Source organism: Kribbella koreensis (genome assembly GCF_039525325.1).
Lineage (GTDB): Bacteria > Actinomycetota > Actinomycetes > Propionibacteriales > Kribbellaceae > Kribbella > Kribbella koreensis.
The window spans coordinates 338,200-360,900 of sequence record NZ_BAAAHK010000009.1 but is presented as its reverse complement, the minus strand read 5'-3'; the positions used below and the strand labels follow the sequence as shown (position 1 = coordinate 360,900).

The 22,701-nt window shown below is 64.4% G+C and carries 21 protein-coding genes; 13 read left to right on the top strand and 8 right to left on the bottom strand.

The features are described 5' to 3' along the window. The first annotated feature begins 33 nt into the window (after positions 1 to 33). A complete protein-coding gene (locus ABD116_RS21230; protein WP_343973085.1) occupies positions 34 to 948 on the top strand; it encodes an ImmA/IrrE family metallo-endopeptidase in 915 nt (304 codons plus the stop codon). Between the two features lie 320 nt (positions 949 to 1,268). After that, on the top strand, positions 1,269 to 1,475 hold the full coding sequence (locus tag ABD116_RS21225) for a helix-turn-helix transcriptional regulator (RefSeq protein WP_343972747.1): 207 nt from the start codon (positions 1,269 to 1,271) through the stop codon (positions 1,473 to 1,475). Here ABD116_RS21225 and ABD116_RS21220 read toward each other — a convergent pair. Both ABD116_RS21220 and ABD116_RS21215 read right to left on the bottom strand, forming a co-directional pair. Continuing rightward, positions 1,472 to 1,615 (bottom strand): hypothetical protein, encoded by a 144-nt coding sequence (locus ABD116_RS21220; RefSeq protein WP_343972744.1) that lies wholly within the window; start codon positions 1,613 to 1,615, stop codon positions 1,472 to 1,474. The two genes, ABD116_RS21225 and ABD116_RS21220, sit on opposite strands and share 4 nt — an antisense overlap. A 237-nt stretch (positions 1,616 to 1,852) precedes the next feature. Next, positions 1,853 to 2,278, bottom strand: a complete 426-nt coding sequence (locus ABD116_RS21215) for a hypothetical protein (RefSeq protein WP_343972741.1) — start codon at positions 2,276 to 2,278, stop codon at positions 1,853 to 1,855. Between the two features lie 173 nt (positions 2,279 to 2,451). Here ABD116_RS21215 and ABD116_RS21210 point away from each other — a divergent pair, with 173 nt between their 5' ends. From ABD116_RS21210 to ABD116_RS21195, 4 genes are all read left to right on the top strand, one after another. Beyond that, positions 2,452 to 3,192 carry an XRE family transcriptional regulator gene (locus ABD116_RS21210; RefSeq protein WP_343972738.1) on the top strand — a complete coding sequence of 247 codons (741 nt, stop codon included), beginning with the start codon at positions 2,452 to 2,454 and terminating at the stop codon, positions 3,190 to 3,192. Positions 3,193 to 3,202: 10 nt separating this feature from the next. Then, entirely contained in the window at positions 3,203 to 3,748 is a 546-nt protein-coding gene (locus tag ABD116_RS21205) for an HD domain-containing protein (protein WP_343972735.1), read from the top strand. Positions 3,749 to 4,107: 359 nt separating this feature from the next. Then, positions 4,108 to 5,265 carry a hypothetical protein gene (locus ABD116_RS21200; RefSeq protein ID WP_343972733.1) on the top strand — a complete coding sequence of 386 codons (1,158 nt, stop codon included), beginning with the start codon at positions 4,108 to 4,110 and terminating at the stop codon, positions 5,263 to 5,265. After that, positions 5,252 to 5,713, top strand: coding sequence for a PPC domain-containing DNA-binding protein (locus ABD116_RS21195; protein WP_343972730.1), 462 nt, complete (start codon positions 5,252 to 5,254; stop codon positions 5,711 to 5,713). Before ABD116_RS21200 ends, ABD116_RS21195 begins: the two co-directional genes overlap by 14 nt. Before the next feature lie 4 nt (positions 5,714 to 5,717). Here ABD116_RS21195 and ABD116_RS21190 read toward each other — a convergent pair whose 3' ends face one another. Together ABD116_RS21190 and ABD116_RS21185 are read right to left on the bottom strand one after the other, a co-directional pair. Continuing rightward, positions 5,718 to 6,194, bottom strand: coding sequence for an NUDIX domain-containing protein (locus ABD116_RS21190; RefSeq protein ID WP_343972727.1), 477 nt, complete (start codon positions 6,192 to 6,194; stop codon positions 5,718 to 5,720). Beyond that, complete coding sequence (locus ABD116_RS21185; RefSeq protein WP_343972725.1) at positions 6,194 to 6,964, bottom strand: XRE family transcriptional regulator; 771 nt, start codon at positions 6,962 to 6,964, stop codon at positions 6,194 to 6,196. Before ABD116_RS21185 ends, ABD116_RS21190 begins: the two co-directional genes overlap by 1 nt. Positions 6,965 to 7,214: 250 nt before the next feature. Between ABD116_RS21185 and ABD116_RS21180 the strand changes: the two genes are divergently transcribed. Continuing rightward, entirely contained in the window at positions 7,215 to 7,616 is a 402-nt protein-coding gene (locus ABD116_RS21180) for a DUF4259 domain-containing protein (protein ID WP_343972723.1), read from the top strand. Positions 7,617 to 7,961: 345 nt separating this feature from the next. Here ABD116_RS21180 and ABD116_RS21175 read toward each other — a convergent pair whose 3' ends face one another. Further along, on the bottom strand, positions 7,962 to 8,312 hold the full coding sequence (locus ABD116_RS21175) for a hypothetical protein (RefSeq protein ID WP_343972720.1): 351 nt from the start codon (positions 8,310 to 8,312) through the stop codon (positions 7,962 to 7,964). Positions 8,313 to 8,376: 64 nt separating this feature from the next. On the opposite strand from ABD116_RS21175, the gene ABD116_RS21170 reads away from it, so the two are divergent. Further along, on the top strand, positions 8,377 to 11,838 hold the full coding sequence (locus ABD116_RS21170; RefSeq protein WP_343972717.1) for an error-prone DNA polymerase: 3,462 nt from the start codon (positions 8,377 to 8,379) through the stop codon (positions 11,836 to 11,838). A gap of 77 nt (positions 11,839 to 11,915) precedes the next feature. Here the strand turns inward: ABD116_RS21170 and ABD116_RS21165 are convergent, their stop codons facing one another. Further along, the gene (locus tag ABD116_RS21165) at positions 11,916 to 14,765 is read right to left on the bottom strand and encodes a tetratricopeptide repeat protein (protein WP_343972714.1); all 2,850 of its coding nucleotides are present in this window, start codon (positions 14,763 to 14,765) and stop codon (positions 11,916 to 11,918) included. 91 nt (positions 14,766 to 14,856) lie between these two features. On the opposite strand from ABD116_RS21165, the gene ABD116_RS21160 reads away from it, so the two are divergent. From ABD116_RS21160 to ABD116_RS21150, 3 genes are all read left to right on the top strand, one after another. Beyond that, positions 14,857 to 15,078: a hypothetical protein gene (locus ABD116_RS21160; protein WP_343972711.1), complete on the top strand. Its 222-nt coding sequence runs from the start codon at positions 14,857 to 14,859 to the stop codon at positions 15,076 to 15,078. A 182-nt stretch (positions 15,079 to 15,260) separates the two neighbouring features. Then, entirely contained in the window at positions 15,261 to 15,431 is a 171-nt protein-coding gene (locus tag ABD116_RS21155) for a hypothetical protein (RefSeq protein ID WP_343972708.1), read from the top strand. Between the two features lie 35 nt (positions 15,432 to 15,466). Continuing rightward, positions 15,467 to 15,616, top strand: a complete 150-nt coding sequence (locus ABD116_RS21150) for a hypothetical protein (RefSeq protein WP_343972705.1) — start codon at positions 15,467 to 15,469, stop codon at positions 15,614 to 15,616. Positions 15,617 to 15,672: 56 nt separating this feature from the next. On the opposite strand, the gene ABD116_RS21145 is transcribed toward ABD116_RS21150, so the two are convergent. Together ABD116_RS21145 and ABD116_RS21140 are read right to left on the bottom strand one after the other, a co-directional pair. Continuing rightward, entirely contained in the window at positions 15,673 to 16,305 is a 633-nt protein-coding gene (locus ABD116_RS21145; RefSeq protein ID WP_343972702.1) for a hypothetical protein, read from the bottom strand. 239 nt (positions 16,306 to 16,544) lie between these two features. After that, positions 16,545 to 16,886 (bottom strand): hypothetical protein, encoded by a 342-nt coding sequence (locus ABD116_RS21140; RefSeq protein WP_343972699.1) that lies wholly within the window; start codon positions 16,884 to 16,886, stop codon positions 16,545 to 16,547. 1,401 nt (positions 16,887 to 18,287) lie between these two features. On the opposite strand from ABD116_RS21140, the gene ABD116_RS21135 reads away from it, so the two are divergent. Beyond that, positions 18,288 to 19,091, top strand: coding sequence for an alpha/beta fold hydrolase (locus tag ABD116_RS21135; protein WP_343972695.1), 804 nt, complete (start codon positions 18,288 to 18,290; stop codon positions 19,089 to 19,091). 746 nt (positions 19,092 to 19,837) lie between these two features. Further along, the gene (locus ABD116_RS21130) at positions 19,838 to 22,273 is read left to right on the top strand and encodes an AAA family ATPase (RefSeq protein ID WP_343972692.1); all 2,436 of its coding nucleotides are present in this window, start codon (positions 19,838 to 19,840) and stop codon (positions 22,271 to 22,273) included. Positions 22,274 to 22,701: the final 428 nt, after the last annotated feature.

The window sequence follows — 22,701 nt, the reverse complement described above, 5'->3', positions numbered from 1 at the left end:
GAGCCGTCGATCAGGAGGTTTCTCGTGACCAAGATGAATGTGAGCGCCGAGGTTCTGCACACCGTGCTCACGCAGGAGATACGGAAGGTGAACTCAGGTGTCGGGTGGGCACGGTGGCTCGACGCAGCCGCATTGTTCCCGACGTACGGCTTTGGGAATGCCGTCCTGATCAATCTCCAAATGCCTCATGCGAACTTCATCGCCGGCGCGCCGGCGTGGGCGCGGCTTGGACGCCAGGTCGTGAAGAGTGGCGCCATCAAGATCCTCGCACCGGTGCGGGCCGAGGTGCTCTTCGAGGACGAGGCCGGGGAACCGACGATGGATCCCCAAGGTTCGATCCGGCAGGGGATCATTGGGTTCAAGGTTGCGAACGTGTGGGACGTCGCGCATACCGTCGGTCCCCGGATCTCGCTGCCGGCGATGGTCTCGCAGGGGACGACCGCCAAGCTGTGGGGCGCCCTGGTAGGGGATTCGCGCGCACACGGGCTGACCGTGGATGTTCGGTGGACGGCGCCCGAGATGGATAGCTATACAGATCCCGGCGCAGGACGGATCGTGGTTTCGAATCGACTGGACCCTGTCGCCAAGGTCGCGCGCTTGGCGCATGAGGTCGGCCACGTGCGCATGCACTCGGGTCAACAGGGCAAGGCCGAGGCCTGCTACGGCATTGAGGAAGTCGAAGCCGACTCATTCGCACACATCGCGCTGGCGCGATTCGGGCTCCCCATGGAGACGTCGTCCTTCGATCGCGTCCTGGTCTTGGCAGACGCGGTTCAACCCCGGTCACCCGAGTCGGTGATCAAAGCGATTGGTACCCGCGCAGTGGTCGCCTCGAGGAGGTTCCTCGAAGCGACCGGCCATCAGATTTCGCCCATGCCGAAGACAGCCGGCAAACGCCTTGAGCACGAGGCGGGAACGCAGGCTCCGTACCTCGGTCCCGAGCTGTGAGCTGGCGATGGGAGCAAGTGAGCGGGTCGCCGCGCTACAGCGGGCACGTCAGCGCCAGGCGAGAATAGAGGCGGCGACCGCTCGCGCGATCAACGCCCAGGCTTCGCTGGCTCGCGCAATCCAGGCCAAGGAAGCGGCGATCCGGCGGTGCGATGAACGAGTCGCTGCCGCGGAGGCTCGATCGGGGAGCGAAGCGTCGCAACTGGCCCGGACCTGTGGTTCCGCAGAGGCCGCAGCCGAGATCCTCGGTTGGAGCATCCGTGAGGTCCGCAGAACCATGAAGTCTGAGCGTGAACGCCGAGCGGGGCCGGGAGACTCTGATGTCGCCGGAAGCTGAGCCGAGTCCTATCTGGGACGCCGACCAGGTGGCGGCCTACCTGAAGGTGCCGAAGGCAACCTTGTACGGCTGGCGGACCAAGAAGTCCGGTCCGCCGGCCCGTAGGGTCGGACGGCATCTCCGGTACAAGGCCGACGAGGTCATCGAGTGGTTCGACAAGCTCGACGGGCAGCTCCCTGACGATGACTAGCTTCCTCGGTCCATCCCCAGTTGGCGGTCGGTCGGGACGTCGAGCGCGGCCCGCAATCCTTCTCGGTAGGTACTGCCGGTTCGGCGTACCACTCCGCGTTCTAGCTTGGCGATGTAGTGGCCGTCCAGCGGTACGCTCACGCGCTTGGTGCGCCAAAGCCATATACAGACAGCTTCGGCGAGTTCTGCACGAGACATGGGCCGGCTTGGATCTCTTGGAGATGGCGTCCGCAGCCGTGCCTCGCGGAGGGCAAGGTTGGGAGAAGGCATGCAGTTGGAGCTCTCTGTCAGGAGTTCAGGATGTAGCCGGTCCGGTTGATGCTCAGAGGTGTGAGCACCAACCGGACCGGGTTTGGGCGGAGCGAGGAGGGGGGTCTCTCAGCTCCTGGAATTGAGTAGAAGGACACGGGCGCCGGTGGCACGCTCAAACGTGCCCTTGATGTCATTGCTGGCTCCCAGTACTGCAAAATGCAGGGGGCTTGGCAGGACGACGGCGGTGATGTTGTGGCGGCGGACAGCGTCGGTCATAACTTCGAAGACTGCCGGCCAGATGGCCGGCTCGTCCACGAAGACGAAGCCCATCGAGAAGCCTTCGGCTTCGGCGAAGCTCGACATCTGGCGCTCGATCTTCTGGACGTCGCCAGCGGTGGCGATCAGCTCGCGCCGGATATAGCCGAGTAGCAGAGGCCGCCCGAGGTCGTCTTCACTGGACTCGTCGAGTTCCTCGGGCGGGCTCGTCACTCGTCCCGCCGTCCGCTCGGCCAGCTGGGGTGCGGCGCGTCGAGGTACTGCTGCGACGTCCATCGGCTCCTCAATCTTTCGCTTCTCAGCTCGCTTGGCGACCGTTGCCGGGGGCGTCCCAAGCTTGCTCGCGGACGGGCGGACAGCGGCACCGCATTCGCGGACATTTAGGGACATTTCGTGTTACGGTCCGGGTAGACATTTAGGGACATCTACTCGCTGGTAAGGATGCGGCTGTGGTGAACGAGGTCTTGCGGAGCGCGATGTACGGCGCTCAGCTCACCGAGGTGGATTTGGCGGCGAGGCTGGGTGTGGAGCCGAAGACAGTCCGGAACTGGTTGCGCGGTCAGGTGCCGCATCCGGGCAGACGCGCGGCGCTGGCTCGACTCCTCGAGGTCGATGAGACCGTGCTCTGGCCTACCCTGGCTTCGCCAGTCGAACATCCCACCGAGCTCGTCGCCGTGTACCCGCGTAGGTTGTCGATTTCGCAAGCCATGTGGCGGGAGCTCTTTGCCTCGGCAGAAACTCAGATCGGAGTCCTTGCCTACAGCGCCTTGTTTCTGGCGGAGGACGTGAGGCTCATCCGCCTTCTCGGTGACAAGGCTGAGCAGGGAGTGCGAGTGCGTATCGCCCTCGGTGATCCGGGCGGGCGCAACGTCGACCGCCGAGGTGTCGAGGAGGAGATCGGCGAGGCGATGAGCCTGAAGATCAGAAACGCGATCAGCTTGCTCAGGCCCATACTGGCGCACGACCAGGTCGAGCTCAGGTTGCACGACACGGTGCTCTACAACTCGATGTATTGGTCGGACGATCAACTGTTGGTCAACCAGCACGCGCTCGGCATCCCTGCGGCCCGGTCGCCTGTGTATCGCTTCCGTGGAGGCGACGACAGTGAGATGTTCCAGTCATACGCGACCAGCTTCGAACGGATCTGGTCACTTGGCCGTTCCGCTGCGGTAGGAGCCGGCCGCATGTAATGTCATGAGCATGATCAGTGCGACGGATGCGGAGGCATTGGCGCGCGACCTGCTGGCCGAAGAGTTGCCCAGACGATGGGCCCACAGCCAATGCGTCGCGAGTCGGGCACGAGAGCTTGCTGTCGTGCTTGGTCCGGAAGCCGAGCTGGTTGAAGTTGCCAGTTGGCTGCACGACATCGGCTACGCCTCAACCATCAAGGTCACGGGCTTTCATCCGCTGGATGGCGCGCGCTACCTTCGCGATGTGGCGGGGGTCGACGAGCGTGTCTGCCGATTGGTAGCGCATCACACCTGCGCCGTCATCGAGGCGGCGGAGCGGGGGATCGCTACCTTGGCGGAGGAGTTCGCGCCGTCCCGGCAGGATTTGCTCGACGCGCTGACGTACTGCGACCTGACTGCCGGCGTCGATGGTCGGCCAGTCGATGTCGATGAACGTCTGAACGAAATCTTGTCGCGCTATCCAGTCGATCACGTGGTCCATAGGTCGGTTACCCGCGCCAAACCTGTTCTACTGGAGTCCGCGCGGAACGTTCGCCGCCGTTTGGCTGCTGGATAGGACATCTCTGGGCTGGAGACATCTAGAGATGTCTGACCATGCCCTTACCCCGTCCGCTGAACAAGCCGCAGGCTTGGGCAATGAGCGGTCGCGACCGAAAGCCCAACGAGGCTCTACGAAGAGCTCGAGGAGCGATGTCCCAAGGGAGCCTCGCCGACCAGGTCAACGCTGCCATCTATCGCGCAACGGGTCGCGAAGTGACGATCACGGCGAAGTCGATCTCGGATTGGGAGCGTGGGTGGTACTCGTGGCCGTCGGCTGACGTTCGCGCGGCGCTTTGTGAGGTGCTTCGAGTACCCGACCCCTCGGATCTCGGTTTCGTCTTCCGGCGTACGCAGCGCAACGTTCCGCCCGCAGCATTGCCGGATCTGATCGGAGGACGAGCGCTCCTCACGACTGAGGCAAGCAACATCGTTGAACTACCGTCCGGGAAGTCGTTCGCCGGCGCCGAACTGTTGGTGCATCATTGCAGCGCAGAAGAGACCGGGCTTGATTGGCTGATGGTCGAGCCGACCGAACAGCTCACAACGTCGCTTCGCCGCACGGATCGATGGAGTGCCGTCGTCACGTCCGATGCCGATGGCAAGTACTACGTGTCCGACGCTCGGCGATTCGTACGCCGGGCAAGTCGCCCCGCTATCCGGCAGCCTGTCGCGTCCGCCAACGTGATCGACGACCTCACGGCCGGCATCATCTGGGCCGTCGTCAACGCGGACACTGCATTGCTCGCCGATGACGCCCAACTGGAGATGAGCCAGGCGAGACTGGCCCACTACGTGGAGCAGTCGGCGTCTGAGGCTTCGTTGAGTGAGGTACCCGAACTCAACGCGGTTTCCGCACAGTGGCTGGGCTCGACATTCTGCTCGCGGCACATCAGCCGGCACCTGGGGCGACTCTCCGAAACCCCATTCTTCTGGACCCGGGAACAGCGAGGTGAGGATGCCTCGTCCTGGCTGTTGTGGAACCACAAGCTCGACTACCTGAGGTACACCTCACGGCGCTTCATCCGGATGCGTCGGGCGTTCTGCATTCCTGAGGCCGAGGTCGATGCCTCGCCCCGGTACGAACGAGTGCTTCTCCTTCTGGCAATGGCTCTCATGGAGGCGTTCGGGATCACGGTGGAACTGACTGTGGATCCGGGGTTGAGCGAGGTCGGCGGCTTCGTTCTGGCCGATGAGGCGATCGAGGCGAACTGGTTGGGTGGCGAGGGGATCTGGCGAGTTGATGCTCGCCCGCGACCACGGCGCGTGTCGGAGTACCGAGAGATCGAGAGGCGCCTCGCTGCGAGGTCAATGATTGCGGTCGAGTGCTCAGCAGGACGGTTGGAGGAGATGGCCGACTACCTCGGCGTGCCTTGGCGATGGTTCCGGCGTAGGTGTGAGGAGTTGGCTGTAGCGGGCATCGAAGGGATCGCTCAGCCGCGGAGTCGTCACCTGTCCACTCGAGGCCTTGATGCAGCGATTCGCTACGTTGCGCACATCGATGCGATCGAAGGAAGCTATCTTGCGTGCAGCTGAGCTGACCCTGGGACGGACCTTCGCCGTCCACTTCGATCATGACGACGACTTCTACAGCGCACTCGCGCAGTTCTGTGTCGAGCGAGACGTCCGGCAGGGCTTCATTCCGATGTTCGTCGCCGGCCTGCGCGAGGTCCAGCTTGTCGGAACGTGCGAGAAGCTGGACGACCCGGCCGCGCCAGTTTGGAGTGCCGTGCACCTTGAGAATGTGGAGGCGTTCGGCGGTGGCACCCTGGCACACGACGCAGCCTCAGGTGGCGTACGGCCCCACATTCACGTGTCAGTTGGCTTGAAGGCGCAGGCGGCCACCGCACACACCAGTCATCTCCTCGACGCCAAGGTTCAGTTTCTCACCGAGATGTACGTCGTCGAGGTGAAGTCGCCAGAGTTCAGCCGAGTCCCGCGGCCTGACCTGTACGACGTACCGCTGCTGTCTTTCGGCAGCTGACGGATCAGTCGATGTAGGGCGTGCCCGGGTTCTCGAGGTAGTAGTCGATGCGCCGTCGCATCGAGCGGTCCATCGTCAGATCCGGCAGCTCGGATCGGGAAATCCAGCGCACTTCGGTGGACTCGGAGCTGGGGGTGAGTTCGCCGCCTGTCGCTCTAGCTCGGACGACGATCGAGAACTCCTGACGCGCTTCACCGTTGCTGGTGTAGAGGATGATGTGCTTGGGGTCGGTATAGATGCCCACGACATCGATTACCTCGCAGTCAATGCCCGACTCTTCTTTCGTCTCCCGCATCGCCGCCTGAGCGAGTGACTCGCCGAGGTCGATCGCACCTCCGGGAATGGCCCAGTTGCCGTTGTCGGAGCGACGGATCATCAAGAGTTCACCGGCCTCGTTCTCGATGATGACGTTGGTCGACGGCACCATGCTGTTCGCGGCCGGCGCATCAGGATCGTCGTAGTAGTCGATTCTCCTGGCCATCAGTCCTCCTCACTCAGCGGAACGCTGAGGTCCCATACGGCCTCGAAGCTCTCCCTGTAGGGGGCCGCCAGCTCGCCTCCAGGAATTTTCTTCAAATGCCAGATCGGAGCACGTGCGGCCGCCAGGCCGTAGATGTGCGTGTTGACCAGCAGTTGGTCGTCAACGACATAGATCGAGTTGTAGAGCACCGTGCGATGAAGACGGAACTCGATGCCTTCCGTCTCCCGGAGCTTTCGAAAGAGGAGGAGAGCGTTGCGGATCTTCGAGGCGAGCCCATCGCCGATTCCCTCTTCCTCACCCCGCTCAGCGATGTGCGCATCGCTGGGGTCACCGAGCATCACCCGAACACGCACACCCGCCTTCGCCTTCTTCAGCAAGATGCGCTCGAGCCCGGTGTCTTCGGCAAAGAACAGCCCCGCGTACACCAAGACACCGATTTCGTCCTGGGCCGATTTGAACAGCCGCAGCCAGTCGTCTCGGGGCATATCGGCGCGGTGCGGATACACCTGGACGATCTCGCTCTGCGACACCGCGACGGCCCGGCTCCGCGGCAACGCATCCGGCCACAGGTACGACTCGTCGACCTTGAACCTGGTCGCCAGCTGATACCGGTACCTCGGGTACGGTATGCGGCTCTCCGTGATCCAGCGCACGACTGTCTTCACATTCACATCGAGCTCTTCGGCGAGCGCGAGATTCGTGAGCCCGTGCTCCGCCATCGCCCTCCGCAGCCGTTCGTTAGGTGACTTCGGCAGCTGTTCCTTCGACACAGACCCTAACCTAGGACATTTGGGGACATTTAGCGGCGAACCAAGCCGCTGTCGACGACCCGATCCATCTGTTCTTGGCCAACACGCTACTGACTCTGCGCCCAATGACGCTGGACACTGGTGTCTCACCTGTGGATAACTGCAGTGTCTGGCGGTGTTTGGCGTGCGTGGGCTTCCTGCCGGCAGGAAGGGTGAGCATGCGCCAACGCCCGCGTAACCGGGTTCGGCCGCTGACGGTACGGTGCCGGTCATGGGTACTTGGGATGCAACGGTGTTCGGCAACGATGCGGCTGCTGACTGGGCTGCTGGCTTGGTGGATGCCGGCGACGAACAGCTCGTGAGAGATGCGCTGGAGCGAGCGGTCGGGCCTGACTGTGTCCACTATCTCGAGTATTCCGAGGGTGTGGAGGCCCTCGCCGCGGCCGAGGTTGTCGCTGCTGCAGCCGGGCGGGCGACTGCATCGAACCCGTACAACGAGAAGGCACTCGGCTGGGCAGTTGGCCGGTCCGGCCTAGTCGAGCTAGTTCCGCTCGCAGTGCGCGCAGCTGAGCGAGTCATTGCCGAGAATTCTGAGCTGCGAGAGCTGTGGGCAGAGCCCGACGACCCGGCATGGGCTGCTGCAGTTCAGGATCTGCTCGGCCGCCTGCGATAGCAGTCCGAGCGAGAGTAGTACTACCGAGCCTGCTACGCGGCAGTTGCAGGTGTGGCATGCAATTCGGCTGCAAAGACGGCGCCGTAGCGAGCCAAGTCAGGGTCCCGGAGATCGATAGGGTGACAGTTGACGCCCCGCCAAGTCCACAGTCTCCCGCCGCCAGCGGAGGGCCCGCCGGGTTCATAGCCGAGCGCCCACCCAGCGGCATCCGGCTCGGTGCGGTGCATCCGCTGTGCAGCCTTAATCCGATCGCGGAACTCCGCTTCGAAGTAGATCTGGCCGTGCCCAGGTCCGCCGTCGAGCCTGATCGTTGGTCCACCTGCCATCAGGTCACACTCGTTACCATCACGGGGTCTCCTGTCCGGCAGGCCGTAGGTCCGATTGTGGGATCCAGGCGAGGTGGCCGTCGCGGTCGCGGACGCGGCCGAGCCATTGGCCGCCTTCGCGGAGCCATGCGTCCAGTTCCCCTGATTCCCAGGCGACCAGGTGCTCGACGGGCTGGGGCGGGTCGACGGAGCGTATCTCATCCGCCGGACGTGGCCCGTGGGCGTTGAACTGCAGATCGAGATCGGTCTTCATCTGCTCGGCTGCGGCCTTGTCGAGGTTGGCCACGCGCCAGCCGTTGACCGCGCCGTCCCACACGCCGTAGGTGCCGTCGCCTGCGTCTGAGGGGCGCACCGTGAACCGTCCAAGCATGGGACCCACGATAGCCGATGTTCGAACATATGTTCTAGTCTCGGTGTCAACGGGAGGAACATCGATGGGCTACAACAATCCGCCGGTGAAGTGGTCGGAGCTGGAGCGGCGGCTGTCGAACCGGTCGCGGCCGGGCAGCGACGGCGGCCGTCCCGCCGCTGGCGATGGCGGTGACTCACCGGCGTGGAGCCAGCACCGTGGCCCGTACGTCCCGGCCGCTGACGGGGAGTCGCCGATCGATCGCGCGGCGCGGCTCCGCGCTGAAGCGGTGCCGTACGTCGAGTTGCATGCGCATTCGACGTTCTCGTTCCTGGACGGTGCGTCGCAGCCGGAGCGGCTGGTGGAGACCGCGGCCGATCTCGGCCTGCATGGTCTGGCGCTGACCGATCACGACGGCTTCTACGGCGCGGCCCGGTTCGCGGAGGCCGCGACGGCGCACGGTGTGCCGACGGTGTTCGGTGCGGAGTTGTCCCTGGGTTTGTCGGGGCCGCAGAATGGTGTGGCGGACCCCGAAGGTGATCATCTGCTGGTGCTGGCCGAGGGCCAGGAGGGCTACCACCGGCTCGCTGGCGCTATCACCGAAGGCCAGCTCGCTGGTGGCGAGAAGGGCCGGCCCGTCTACAACCTCGAGGAGCTTGCCGCCCGCGGTCGCGACCACTGGGTCGTGCTCACTGGCTGCCGCAAAGGCGCGGTACGCCAGGCACTGGAGCTCGGGGGAGCGGCAGACGGTCCGGCTGCCGCCGATCGTGAGCTCGGCCGGCTGGTTGCGCTGTTCGGCACTGACCGGGTGGTGGTCGAGCTGATCGATCACCAGTTGCCGACTGACTCGACCCGCAACCGGATTCTCGCCGACCTTGCCCGTGGACGGGGATTGGCGGTGGTGGCGACGAACAACGTGCACTATGCCAACCCGCGTGATCACCAGCTCGCTGCGGCCCTAGCCGCAGTACGAGCGCGGCGTGACTTGGACGCGATGGATGGGTGGCTGCCGCCGGCTGGGATGGCGTTCCTGCGCTCCGGCGCCGAGATGCGGCAACAGTTCCGCCGGTACCCCGGCGCGGTCGAGTACTCGGTGGCATTGGCCGCCCAGCTCGGGTTCGATCTACGCCGGGCCAAACCGAAGCTGCCGTTGCGGGATGTGCCCGAGGGGCAGACGCCGATGAGCTGGTTGCGGCATCTCACCTATACCGGCGCGAAGACCCGCTACGGCACCCGCGAGCAACGCCCTGACGCCTACCGGCGTCTGGATCGGGAGCTGGCGGTGATCGAGGAGCGTGGGTTCCCCGGCTATTTCTTGATCGTGTTCGACATCTGCCGTTTCGCCCGCACCAAGCAGATCCTCTACCAGGGCAGAGGATCAGCCGCGAACTCGGCAGTCTGTTACGCGCTGGAGATCACCGCGGTGGACAGCATCTTGTACGACTTGCCGTTCGAGCGGTTCCTGGCCGCGACCCGCACCGAGGAACCCGACATCGATGTCGACTTCGACTCCGACCGGCGCGAAGAAGTGATCCAGTTCGTCTACGGCAAGTACGGGCGCCGCAACGCCGCCCAGGTCGCCAACGTCATCTCGTACCGGCCGAAGTCCGCGATCCGCGACGCCGCGAAAGCCCTCGGCTACTCCGTCGGCCAGCAAGACGCCTGGTCCAAGAACGTCGACGGCTGGTCCGCTGACATCGCGGCCGGCGGCGGGGGAGACGGCGACATCCCGCCACGTGTCACCGCGCTGGCGACCCAGTTGCTGAAGTTCCCGCGGCATTTGGGGATCCACTCGGGCGGGATGGTGCTGACCGAGCGGCCGGTGGGGGAGGTGGTGCCGATCGAGCACGCCCGCAAGGAGAAGCGGACGGTGTTGCAGTGGGACAAGGACGACTGCGCCTGGATGGGCCTGGTCAAGTTCGACCTGCTCGGCCTCGGCATGCTCGCCGCCCTGCAGTACTGCATCGACCTCGTCCGCGAGCACACCGGCGAGGCATGGTCGCTCCACACCATCCCGAAGGAAGAAGCCGGTGTCTACGACCAGCTCTGCCGCGGTGACTCGGTCGGGGTGTTCCAGGTCGAGTCCCGCGCCCAGATGGCCACTTTGCCCCGCTTGTTGCCGCGCCGGTTCTACGACCTGGTCACCGAAATCGCCTTGATCCGGCCCGGTCCGATCCAAGGCGGCGCCGTTCACCCCTACATCCGGCGCCGCACCGGCCAAGAGCCCATCACCTACCTCCACCCCAAACTCCAACCGGTCCTTGAGCGGACTCTCGGGGTGCCGCTGTTTCAGGAGCAGTTGATGCAGATGGCGATGGCCGTCGGCGGCATCGACGGCGACGAGGCCGACTTACTGCGCCGCGCGATGGGCTCCAAACGCGGCATCGAGAAAATCTCCTCCTTGAAGACCAAACTGTTTGACGGCATGGCGGCCAACGGGATCACCGGCGAGTTGGCGGAGGAGATCTACGACAAGATCGAGGCGTTCGCGAACTTCGGGTTCGCCGAATCGCACTCGATCAGCTTCGGCCTACTGGTCTACACCTCCACCTGGTTCCGTCTCCACTACCCAGCCGCCTTCCTCGCCGCGCTCCTGCGGGCGCAGCCGATGGGCTTCTACTCGCCCCAATCGCTGGTCGCCGACGCCCGCCACCACGGTGTCGAGACCCGCCGCCCAGACCTCGACCGCTCCGGCATCAACGCCACCCTCGAGCCCCTGGTCGACGGCCAGCAACTCACCGGCCCGACCGGCGATCCAGCTTGCCTCGTTGACCCGCAACCTGTCGTCGGGCCGTTCGACCTCAACGCGCCATTCACCACGGCCACGCATCGTCGCGATGGCGCCTACGCGGTCCGGCTTGGCCTGACCGACGTCCGCTCGATCGGCGAGAAGGACGCCGAGAGGATCGTCGCCGAACGCGACACCAACGGTCCCTACGCGTCGATGGCCGACCTGGTCCGGCGCACCGGCATCACCGCCAAACAAGTCGACGCGCTCGCCACCGCCGGAACGTTCGACAGCTTCGGCCTCGACCGTCGCCAAGCCATCTGGCAAGCCGGCGCCGCCGCCGAAGAACGCCCCGACCGACTCCCCGGCATCACCGCCGCCGGCCCACCACCGATGCTGCCCGGCATGACCGAGATCGAGACCGACATGGCCGACCTCTGGTCCACCAGCATCACCCCCACCAGCCACCCCATCCAACGCATCCGCGGCTGGCTCAAAGAACAAGGCATCCTGTCCGCCGCCGACCTCCGCCAAGCCGACGACGGCTCACGCGTCCGCGTCGCCGGAGTCATCACTCACCGCCAACGCCCGGCCACCGCCTCCGGCGTCACCTTCATCAACCTCGAAGACGAGACCGGCATGTCCAACATCGTCATCTCCATCGGCGCCTGGAACCACAACCCCAAAGTCGCCCGCGGAGCCGCCGCAGTCATCGTCACCGGCCGCATCCAACGCACCGGCCAAGTCGTCAACCTCAACGCCGAAAAGCTCCAGTCGCTTCCATTGGCCGCCAAAACCAAATCCCGAGACTTCCGCTAGGTGAAAGCGCGATCGCCGTTCCGATCGGAATCATTCGAAGCCTTGGTGGGGTCGAACACGCCGCCGGAATCAATCCGCTAGCGATCCCGCAGGGATTGTTGCCTCCAATAGGCAAGATTTTCACGGGTCAGCAGGGTGTCGGGGTGGTCTGGACCTAGGATTCGGAGACGGTCAGCGAGCAGTTTCTCGTACCCGGCCTTAGCCCCAGCTAGGTCTCCGGCCTGCCCGCTCCATCCAGCATGATTTCCTCGTGTGGCGAGAGTCTCGGGGTGGTCTGGTCCTAGAACGCGGAGCTCGTCGGCGAGTAGTTCGTCGAATCTCGCTGCGGCTCCGGCCGGGTCGCCAGCTTGGCCCTGCCAGGAGGCACGGTTGCTGCGGCTGTTGAAAGTGCCGGGGTGGTCAGGCCCCAAGATTCGTATCTGATCGGCGAGGAGGTCATCGAACTCGACTATGGCTCCGGCCGGGTCGCCAGCCTCACCACGCCAAGCGGCGAGATTACTCCGGCTCTGGAGGGTATCGGGGTGCTCGGGTCCGAGGAGCCGGAGGCGGTCCTTGAGCACAGCCTCGCTGAGGACGGCCGCCTTGGCTGGGTCCCCGGCGCGCCCGAGCCAGTGGGCAATGTTGTTGCGGATACTGAGGGTGTCGGGATGATCAGGTCCGACGATCCGTAACTGGTCGGCGAGCAGGGCCTTGAATGCTTCAGCAGCTCCGTTAAGGTCCCCGGCTTCGCCGCGCGAGGATGCGAGTCTGCCGCGGGTATCAAGCGTGTAGGGGTTCTCGGCTCCCAGGACGCGTTCCAGGTCCGTAAGTAGGGCAGCGAACTCGACTAGAGCTCCGGCTGGGTCCCCGGCCAGGCGACGCCAGTCGGCGAGGTTGCTGCGGGTTCGGAGCGTCTCGGGGTGATCAGATCCCGAGACCCGGAGGCGGTCATCAAGTAAGGATTCGAGCTCGGCCGCGGCCCCTGCTGGATCACCGGCCATCCCCCGTGAAACTGCGAGGTTGTTCCGGGTGACAAGCGTATCTGGGTGATCAGGCCCCAAAACTTGAAGGTGATCGTTCTTCAAGGCCGCGAACCCGGCTGCTGCGCCAGCTGGGTTGCCGGCCTCAGCACGCCAGTGCGCGAGGCTGCTACGGGACTTGAGGGTATCCGGGTGGTCAGGGCCGAGTACACGCAGGCGATCTTTGAACAAGGCCTCGGAAGCGATTGCCGCGCCCGCGGCATCGCCGGCGACGCCGCGCCAATACGCGAGATTGCCGCGAATACCGAGTGTCTCCAGGTGGTCAGGCCCCAATCGTTCTAGCGCTCTGACGTGAAGGGCGCGGTAGGCCTCGATCGCGTCAGCGAGAAGTCCAGCTCGCCCGAGGCTGCGGGCAGCCCTGAACAGAACTGGATGCGCGCCACTGCCATGTCCCCACAAAACCCGTTCATGAAGTGTGCTTGCGAGTGTGGTGGTGTTGGCGCGAAGGAGCTGCGCTTGGTATCGATCGCGTTCGACGTCTGGCCAAACAGCGATAAGCATCTCGGCCGCGATGATCGTGGCCGAGTCGGCAAGTGTGGGGATGCCGAGAAGCAGATCGTGAGCCGCATGCTGCACAAGCGCATGAATGCGGATGGCGTGGGCATCGCGAGTGGCAATGCTGAATCTGTCAAGGTTGGCCAGGGCGCTGGTCACAACTAGGGCGGTGACGTCGTCGATCTCAAGGTCTGTTCGACCAGCAATGTATGCATGTGCAGGGAGGGTGTGGAAGGCGTCAAGTGGGATCCCATTCGGATCAAGTAGACAGCCCAGCTCCAGCAAGGCCCCTGCGACTCCAGCCGGTTTGGCCTGGTTCGCGCGGTCGATGGCCAGGGACATGGTTGCCGCGACTGTGAGCAGTGCCTCGCGCCCGAACAGTTCCGCTTCGTCGGGAAACAGGTCTTGGAGGCTGTGTTTTCTCTTGTCGAACAGGTCGCGGTAGCTGGCGCAGCGTAGGTGTCTGTCGTTCATGAAGGCGACGGCGTGAGCTAGCGCCAGGGGCAGCCGTTGCAGGGCTGTAGCGACACTTGCGGGATCGTCGGACAGGCTGGGATTCAGGGCCTCATTCAGGTAGGTGTTCGCTTGATCATCGGTGAACGCCTCAAGGAGAACCTTGTCGCGGCCTTCGAAGAGGGTGCTGTCGGTGCGGGAGGTGGTGCCGATCACCTGTCCTGTCCCCGGACGCGGGACTGGCCACAGGCCCGCGACGGCTTTCGCGTCCGTGACGTTGTCGAGAACGACCAGCCAGCGGGCGTCGGTGATGTCCAGCCAGTCCAGGAACTTGTGCGCGGTCTCGTCGGGATCTGCAGGGTCACCGATCCCAACCTGAGCCGCTGCGGCCGCGTACGCTGTGACGATGTCGACGCGCTTGCCGGCCGGTGCCCATACCGTGAGGTCCACCATGCACTTGCTGCTGTCGGCCGCGTCATGAGGCATTAGCTCGGCGGCGTAGGCGGCGGCCAGATGTGTCTTTCCTGTGCCGGGGAACCCTGACACGATCGCGGCCCGTCCTGTTACTCCCGCGGCGGCCAGTGCCGCGCGCTCGACCTGGCGAGGCTGGAACGAGTCGGGACGAGTCAACTTGCTCCCAATCCACACCGGCCACCGCCGGTCAGGTTCAGCGATTTCCCCACGAGCGATCCTCCAGCGGCGTTTGCACTCGTTGACGCCCTCTTCACCTCCGAGGAACCGCGCGAGGTGCTCGACTTTCTCCCACGGCGGTAGGCGCTTGCCGGTCAGCCACTCGGAGAGGGACGCCTTGCTGATGTGGATTCCGAACTTTCCCACGCTCAGCTTGGAGATCTCGCTCAGCGAAGGCTCGCCAGCCTCCAGATGCAGGCTCCGGAGCCATCCCGCGAACCTGGCTATCCGTTCGTCGCCCTCGGGCGGGTGTTCGGCATCGTTCGGCATCGTTCGGTTCCCCCACAGATGGTGCGCGCTAGTGGCTCAATAGTCGCAGGCAAACCTGCTCCACCGTCTGTTGGGAGACACCAAAGTGACCATGTCCGACCAGATCGACAACTCGACCCCGGACTCGAACGAGCCCGATCCCCCCTTCTCCCTCCGCACTACCGTGCTGATGCTCCTGGCCCTAGTGCTCGGTGTCTCGATCGGCGTCCTGACCTACCTGGCACACCAGCCGGTTGCGGCTGCGATCGTGGCCGGGATGGTGGCTGCGGGCGCCGCCTTCGCTGCCGCGCATCGACTGGTAGGCAAGGGCTGAGCGCAGCACTGGCACCGGGATGGTGGTGGGTTCAAGCCCCTGAACCCACCAGAGCCGGTAGCCCCAATCGACCACATAGGCCTCTTGTTGCCGATCGATCGAGCCTCCGCGGGTCCTTGAGCCGCGGATCAAGGTTCCTCGGCTTCGGTTTCCGCGGGACGTTGCGCGCCGGCGGTGGCGACGTGGCCCAGTTCGGGCGCCCGGGCGGCGCACGCGCGAGGTACTTCACGATCGTTCGCCTCGACATGTTCATGACCTTCATCCCGGCGGCGAGCAGTGGGCAGGGATTGGAAGTCCTGAGCTACTCGGAGGTACCGGTGTCGGTCGAACTGAAGAGCTCGATGGCGAACTGATACAGCCAATCACATTCAGCGAAGAAGGAAATCAGATGTCACCGAAGAAGGAAGCCTCGGCACCCGGCCAGTCCGCTGAGCCCGAGTATCTGACCGACCAGTCAGGTACGAAGATCGAGGACGAGGTCCTGAACGAGATCACCGGCGAGGACGGCGCGAACCCGACGTACCCGCCGTTCCTGTAGCAGTTGGACCAGCAGCGCCCTGCGAGGTACGAGCAACTGGCGGGGCGCTGCCGCCATCAGACATCCACAGGCGATCCCAGGAAGCCCTCACCACCAACGCGTGCGGCACGAGATGCAGCCGGGCCAGTCCTGTCCAGGCGCGCTTGATGGTGAGATCGCTGTTTGCTTGCGGCGCCTCTGAATCCGAGGAGGTCGGATAGAACGACTGCGGGAGCGATGAGGTAGATCCAGGGGGAGACGAAGACAACGGCCCCGCTACCGATATCTCGCTCGAGGGCTGTCGCGAACAGCGGCCCGGCTGTCATCGCGACGACCAGCGCGATGTTCGGAGCGCCAGTCTCGACAAGAAGGATGACACCGAGGCTCATCCCCATCGGACCGTGCGTGCTGGTCCACGAGGTGGATCCGAACCGGACACCCGAGATGGACACGGACAGGACAAAGAGAGCGAACGCTTCGATCACGCTTCCTCTGGTGTGAACCCAGTCCACTACGGGTGTCAACGACAACTCGGCACCGGACCAGTCGACGGCAGACTGCAACACCTCGGCAGGGGTCTGCTGACGGTAGATCGACAGCACCACAAGCCAGGCCAGACCTGACTTGATCAAGACGCTCGCGGACCGCGTCGCCACCTTGACGATGCCGCCTGAGATGGCCGCCGCCATGGACGTCATCGGCTCAATCACAACGAGAACCTCTGAGCCTGAGGCTGAAAGATGCACATCTGCCGACCATAGAGCGCGCTACCGACATTGTTGATGCGAAGTTCGTCGTCCTGGTCTGCCCGCGAGGAAGTCGGCGGTTCCCCGTCCTCGCGGATGCCTGGTGACTGCCATGCCCGTGGAGGTCACCAGGCTCACGCCACACTCGATGCTGGCGGCCGCTTAGCAGTTCGCTCGTTAAGACTCGCTCAAATGGCGCCTCGTCAGTCCTTTGTCTGCGCCCAGGCGTTCATCACCGACTCAGACCACCAGTCGCACCAGGCCACGGAAGGCTTGGCCTCGGTGATCTTGATCCAAGGACCGTACACGTCCTTGCTCCACAGGCCGGTGTAGATGTTCTTGCACTGGATCGCGACCCGGTACGACCCTGTGCCGTTCCAGCACATCGTCGAACGGCTCACGCCGCTGCCGCTCACCGGACAGTTCCACGGGCTGGCCTGCGCAGGACCCGCGGATGCAACGGCCAAGCTGGCAATCAGGACGGCCGCGCCTGCTGTGGCGACAGCGGCTCGCCGCTGGTTGGATCGTTTGTTCGAGATTCCCATGGAGACCTCCCTCAACGTCCCCGGCCGGTGCCAGGGCCCCTTGGCTGAATGGCTCAGCAGTTCAGTTGTAGGGCCGTTCGACGTTGTCCGATCCGGCGACGGTCATCAATACTTGACTACCTGCTGCGACGGTCAAGATGCATACCGGCAAGGTGGAGGGGGAGTCTTGTCACGGCCAGAACGCCCGCTGGACCCGGCTGGCGGTCCGATCGCGGAGTTCGCGAGCAGGCTTCGCGAACTGCGGAAGTCTGCGGGCTCTCCGACTTATTTGTCGATGCAGCGCCGTACTGGCCGGTCGCGCACGGCCTTGTCGGAGGCTGCGGGTGGAGACCATCTGCCAAGTTGGGAGACCGTCGAGGCTTACGTCATGGCGTGCGACGGTGATGTTCGTTCATGGCTGGACGACTGGCAAGACACCCGGGATCTGGTGCGTGGTGGTGAAGCGCCGCAGCCGCTCCGAGGACCGGCCAAGGAGAAGTCGAACGAGGTGGTCGTCGGTTGGCCCGCGGCCGAGTTGCGTTGGCTGACTCGACGTCGAGCGACCGTACTTGGGCTGGTCGTCGGTGTCATCGCGGCTGGCGCGTTCGGTGGGGTAACACTGACCCGTAGGTTCGCCGGCGACCCTCACTGCGAGAGCGGCCCGTGTGTCTTCATGCATGGAGAGTCGGATGTGACGGTTTGGTCTGACAGCACGACCAACTCTCACGTCGTGGGCCGGATTCCGAATCGCGCATCTGTCCAGATGTTGTGCTGGTCAGATCACCAGATGCTGCGGCCCCCGAGAGCCAACTACGCCTCAGATCGCTGGTTCAAGATCGAAGCCGGAACGCTCACCGGATTTGTCCACTCTGCAAGCGTCTACAGCCAATCCCAGGTACCCCACTGTTAACACGCCGCCGGCCGTCACTGCTCCAGTTGGGCACCGGCGTGGGGGAGTAGCGCCCGAGCCCGGACCATCCGGATCAGAGCCGGCGAAATCGGGGGCGCGCGCCCCCGGTGCCATGTCAGACGAGCCGAAGGTGCTGAAGCCGGGGTTGATGATCGATGTCAGTCGGCTCAACACGGTGACGGTTGACCCGTCGACGAAGCCGGCGGTGGCGTCAAGCTGGCTGAGTTGGCGACGCAGGCCTTCCCGAGGTCGGGGAACTCGACTCGAGAAGCTGATGGCCTGGTGGGACGCGGGCCTAACGCATGGCACCTCGACCGATGATCCGGATCTACCAAATGCTGCAAACACTCGCCGACGCAACCCGCAGATCCGCGGAACAGGTGACCGCCCTTCTAACTGCAACGAGTTAATCCGAGCCTAGCGGTGGTCGCCGGGTCTTGCTGGGCTTCACATTCGACGTGATCTCGCCACCGAAGTAGCGCTGCGGCTTCTTGGGGCTTAAGGTCCCGCTCATGGAAGACCAGTACGTCGAGACGGTGCTCGGGCGGATCCACCTGCGGGTCGGGGGCGAGGGGCCGGCGATGGTCTGCTGGCCGAGTCTGCTGATGGACGGGACCTTGTGGAACGCGCAGGCGGCGTACTTCGCGGACCGATTCCGCGTCGTCCTCGTGGACCCGCCGGGGCACGGGGGCAGCAGCCCGTTGACGCGGGAGTTCAGCTTCACCGAGTGCGCCCAAGTCGTGGTGCAGATTCTCGATGCCCTCGGCATCGACCGCGCCCACCTGCTCGGTAACTCGTGGGGCGGGATGATCGGTGGGACCTTTGCCGCGCTGCATCCTGACCGGATCGATCGCGCCGTCCTGATGAACGCGACCGCTTCCCCGGCGGGCCTGCGGCACCGGCTCGAGTACCCGATGCTGGTCGTCACCGCGCGCCTGCTGGGCGGGCTACGCGGCCCGCTGGTCGGTCCCGTCCGCGACGCGTTCCTAGGCCCGACCAGCAAGCGCGACCGGCCCGAATGCGTTGCCTTCGTCAACGATCTGGCCTCCCAGGCCGACGTCGGGTCGGTGCGGCACGCGGTCACCAGTGTCGTCCCCAAGCGGCCGGACCAGCGAGAGTTGTTCGGGTCCATCAAGGCACCGGTGCTGGTCGTGGCCGGCCGCGAGGACGCGACGTTCCCGGTCGCGGAGTCGCGGGCGATGGCCGACGCGATTCCCGGCGCGCGGTTCGCCGTACTGGAGAACACGGCGCACCTCGCGGCGCTGGAGAACCCGGTCGAGGTGAACTCCTTGATCGAGGACTTCTTGGTTCAGTAGCCGGTCGAGGCGCTGACGTGGGCCCAGCGCTCGGCCTCGTCCGTGCGGGCATCAGCACGATTCTCGGCGAAATCCAGGACTCTCGGGAATCGAACCACGGTTCCTTTCAGGTAGGTCGACGCTCACGGTGGACAGTCAAGTGTCAGTCTCCGGCGCGAGCCGGCCTGTCGAGTGGGCGGTATGGAGGGAAGTAAAGAGAAGACAACGAGCTGTTGGTCAGCTTGACCTCCGTGAACTCCGCAGGAAGCCGGTCAAGCCCGAGCAGATCAGCCAGCGCCCCCCGCTGGGCGTCGGTCACGGCCCGACCCGTACTTTGCTCACCGGCTGCCCAGTGGACAGCCGCCGTGCACAGCGGCGCCAGCGCCGGCGGAAAGGCCCTGGAACTGTCCACGCAAGGACGATACAGACGTCATGTCGCCAACGCCGCCCTGGATGGAAGGCAGAATTAGGAATTGTCTTGTCAGTACTCGCTGTGACCAAAAGTGCGTTCAGGGCTTGGCAAGTGGGTCTCTGCGGAGCATAGTGGCTACTGACAGTAGAGGCGCCGCTGCAGCAGCAGCGGTTCTCTTGGGGGACAGAACTCGGGAGCACCGGCTTCCTCGGGTAGGAACGCATCTGGCGTCGAGGCCGATCATCACGTCGGCAGCTTCGACGCGCCCGCGACCTGCACAGACAGGTTGCCGCGGTGCGCCGCCATTTCGCCTAGTTCTGAAGCACGCACGGCTGAGCCGTGTGGTGGGGGAAGCATGACATCGATTGCATCGGTCAAGGTGCGCCTTGTTGCACCGGACCAAACCTTTCGCGGTATCGCTGACGATCTGTTCACTGACTGCTGCCTGGGCGCGAAGACCTTCGTCTACGGCCGCAACGGAACTGGCAAGACCACCTTCGCAGAGTTGCTCCGACAGGCGGCCCGCGGTGATGTAGCTCTGACGGCCGAGTACTTCGAGAACAACGGCTGGCGCAAGGGAGCCCTATCGGCTGCCGTCGGCGGGTGCGTCCGCGTCTTCAACAGGTACTACATCGAGGAGCACCTGGCATTCTTTCTCGACGGCAACGGATCCTCTGCCGGAATTCTCAAATTGGGCGCCGCGAACGTCGCTGCGGAGTCTTCTCGTCGTGAGCTCGAGCAGGAGGTTGAACGGCAGCGGGTAAGGCTCGTCGCGGTGATGGCCGCAGGCAAGGAGTCTGCCGGCCGCGTCGACAAGCTCAAGGGGGACGCCAAGCGTCGAGTTCTCGACGTTCTCGGTCCGGTCTTGCCAAACCGATACACGACTCAGATCTACACCATTGCCAAGGCACACAAGGCGCTGATCGACCCGCCAGCGGTGGTTCTCGCCGACGACCAGGTCGCCGCGGATGTCGAGTTCTTGTCGGCCGAAGAGTTCGAATCGCTGAAGGTCCCACCAGATCCGACCGGCGCGGCCAGCGTCTTGGCGGCCCGGGTGGCCGAGGTTGCTGCGCGGGAGCTGACCAGTCGGATAAGCGCAGCTCTGGAAGCCGACCGCGCGCTGGCGGACTGGGTACAGGTCGGCCTGGCGTTGCACCCGGCAGGCGGCGATCCATGCAGGTTCTGTAACGACGGTGTGCTCTCGGCAAAGACGCGTGATGCCTACGCTGAACATTTCGACCAGTCGCTGAGTGCTCTGCAGGCGGATCTGAAGCAGGCAGCGGAGGACCTTGCTCGAACGAGTCAAGCTCTCTCAGCCTGGCGCGAGAGCCTTCCATCGCCGGATGATGTCCTTCCTGACCAGCGGTCTGGCTACCAAGCCGCGCTGGATGAGCTCAAGGTACCTATCGACAACTGGAGCTCGTATCTTGACGCACTGGCGGTGCTGGTCGGCAAAAGGACAACCGACCCCTACCGCCCGGTTCTCGAACCGTTGCCGACGGCACCTGCTCCGATAGATCTCAACGAGCTGGCCGGATCAGTGGTCGGCCACAACACGGATGTCGGGAGTCAGACCGGTCTGCGAGCGCAGACAGAAGCCCGTCTGATCGCACACCTGGTCGAGCCTTTCCGAGCCGACTACGCCCGCGCCCTGCGTACCGAGCCGGCTGCCAAGAACGCTGGCGTTCGCCTCGAGAACCGCATCAAGCAATTGCAACTGGAGAGTGAGAAGTTGCGGAGCCAGCAACATGATGTGGGCAAGACGGCGGAGCTAATTAACGACGACCTCGCGGACGCTTTCGGGCACGTGCATCTGTCGCTGCGAGTGACTGCGGATGGGACCAGCTACGAAGTACTACGGAACAACGGTCCGGCGCTGCATCTGAGCGAGGGCGAGCGACACTGTCTGGCGCTCCTGTACTTCTTGCGGAGCCTCGAGGCGGACGGCGTGACTCCGGACAACGACCTTGTCGTGATCGACGACCCGGTCACCGGCCTCGACAAAGACGCGCTCTTCGCCGCGTACGCCCTGGTGGACGAGCGGACCAAGAGATTCGGTCAGGTCGTCGTGCTGACCCACGACTACGAGCTGTTCCGGCTGTTCCTGATGCGGTACAAGAAACTACTGCGCGCTTCACGCGGTGCGATCGGCAAGAACGACCAGGAGGAGATCAAGTTCCCCCGGATCCAGTTTCTGGAGACGAGAGTCTGTGACGGCCCCGCCGGCGACCGTCGGGTGAATCTCCGAGCAATGCCGGAGAGGCTGCTCAATCAGCCGACGGACTATCACTACATCTTCTATCGCATCGCCGAGGCAGTGACCGATAGCAACACCTCTGACCTGATCCTGCTCGGCAACGCCGCCCGCCGGCTGCTCGAAGGGTTCGTGGCGTTCAGATCGCCGACGGGCGGTGACTTCCAGGGCAAGATCGAGAGCACCGCCAAACAGGCGAAAGTCCCCGAGGAACTCACTCAGCGCGTCGTTCGCTTCGCTCATGGCTCATCGCACCGAGAGGAACCGAACCCTTCGGTGTCCTTCTCGGCGAACGTCCCCGACGAACTAGGCCAGGTCCTGCGTTTCATCTGGACCTGCGACGAGGAGCATTTCAAGGGCATGTGTACGGCGGTCGGTGTCGACATCAGACCTCTCGTCGCGAACTGGAAGCGCAAAGGACATCTGGAGTCCCAGGCCGCCCCGCCTGCAGCATCTCCTGAGCGGGAGGTCGCCGCCGGCCTGCCGACGACATCAGCGGGCGGAGAAGATGCCTCAGACAACACGTTGCCCTACTAGGCGATCTTCGGCTCCAGTGCCGGGGCCGGGTGACGTAGCGGACGGGGACTTCGGAGGGGTGGAGGGGGCGGTCGGCCATTGGGCGGATGGATTCTGGGGTGAATCGGCGGTTTTGGAATTCCTGGGCCACTGTGTGGGCGAGGGTGAGGTTGCCTTCATCACGCCCTCCGACGGTCTGCAACCAGTTCCCTGTGGCAGCACGATCCTGTCCCGTCTCTCCGGGACGGCCTGTCGAAGCGATGTGTCTCCCATCGCGCTGGAACCGCCGGTGTTACGTGTAACTGCACAGGCTCCTGTGCAGATCTAAGGCTCGATGAGCCTGATGGGATGATTGGGGCGTGAGCGCTACTGGACAGACCTGCTCCGAGGTTGGCTGCAGGAGGGCGGCTGTGTTCAAGACGAGGACGCGACCCAGTTGGTGCGACGAA

What these genes read in the sequence shown, in the direction of transcription:
- ABD116_RS21175 (WP_343972720.1), bottom strand. Translation starts at nt 8,312, where the DNA reads ATGCTTGGACGGTTCACGGTGCGCCCCTCAGACGCAGGCGACGGCACC.
- ABD116_RS21160 (WP_343972711.1), top strand. Translation starts at nt 14,857, where the DNA reads ATGTCCGACCAGATCGACAACTCGACCCCGGACTCGAACGAGCCCGAT.
- ABD116_RS21165 (WP_343972714.1), bottom strand. Translation starts at nt 14,765, where the DNA reads ATGCCGAACGATGCCGAACACCCGCCCGAGGGCGACGAACGGATAGCC.
- ABD116_RS21230 (WP_343973085.1), top strand. Translation starts at nt 34, where the DNA reads ATGAATGTGAGCGCCGAGGTTCTGCACACCGTGCTCACGCAGGAGATA.
- ABD116_RS21135 (WP_343972695.1), top strand. Translation starts at nt 18,288, where the DNA reads ATGGAAGACCAGTACGTCGAGACGGTGCTCGGGCGGATCCACCTGCGG.
- ABD116_RS21150 (WP_343972705.1), top strand. Translation starts at nt 15,467, where the DNA reads ATGTCACCGAAGAAGGAAGCCTCGGCACCCGGCCAGTCCGCTGAGCCC.
- ABD116_RS21180 (WP_343972723.1), top strand. Translation starts at nt 7,215, where the DNA reads ATGGGTACTTGGGATGCAACGGTGTTCGGCAACGATGCGGCTGCTGAC.
- ABD116_RS21225 (WP_343972747.1), top strand. Translation starts at nt 1,269, where the DNA reads ATGTCGCCGGAAGCTGAGCCGAGTCCTATCTGGGACGCCGACCAGGTG.
- ABD116_RS21140 (WP_343972699.1), bottom strand. Translation starts at nt 16,886, where the DNA reads ATGGGAATCTCGAACAAACGATCCAACCAGCGGCGAGCCGCTGTCGCC.
- ABD116_RS21190 (WP_343972727.1), bottom strand. Translation starts at nt 6,194, where the DNA reads ATGGCCAGGAGAATCGACTACTACGACGATCCTGATGCGCCGGCCGCG.
- ABD116_RS21130 (WP_343972692.1), top strand. Translation starts at nt 19,838, where the DNA reads ATGACATCGATTGCATCGGTCAAGGTGCGCCTTGTTGCACCGGACCAA.
- ABD116_RS21215 (WP_343972741.1), bottom strand. Translation starts at nt 2,278, where the DNA reads ATGGACGTCGCAGCAGTACCTCGACGCGCCGCACCCCAGCTGGCCGAG.
- ABD116_RS21205 (WP_343972735.1), top strand. Translation starts at nt 3,203, where the DNA reads ATGATCAGTGCGACGGATGCGGAGGCATTGGCGCGCGACCTGCTGGCC.
- ABD116_RS21170 (WP_343972717.1), top strand. Translation starts at nt 8,377, where the DNA reads ATGGGCTACAACAATCCGCCGGTGAAGTGGTCGGAGCTGGAGCGGCGG.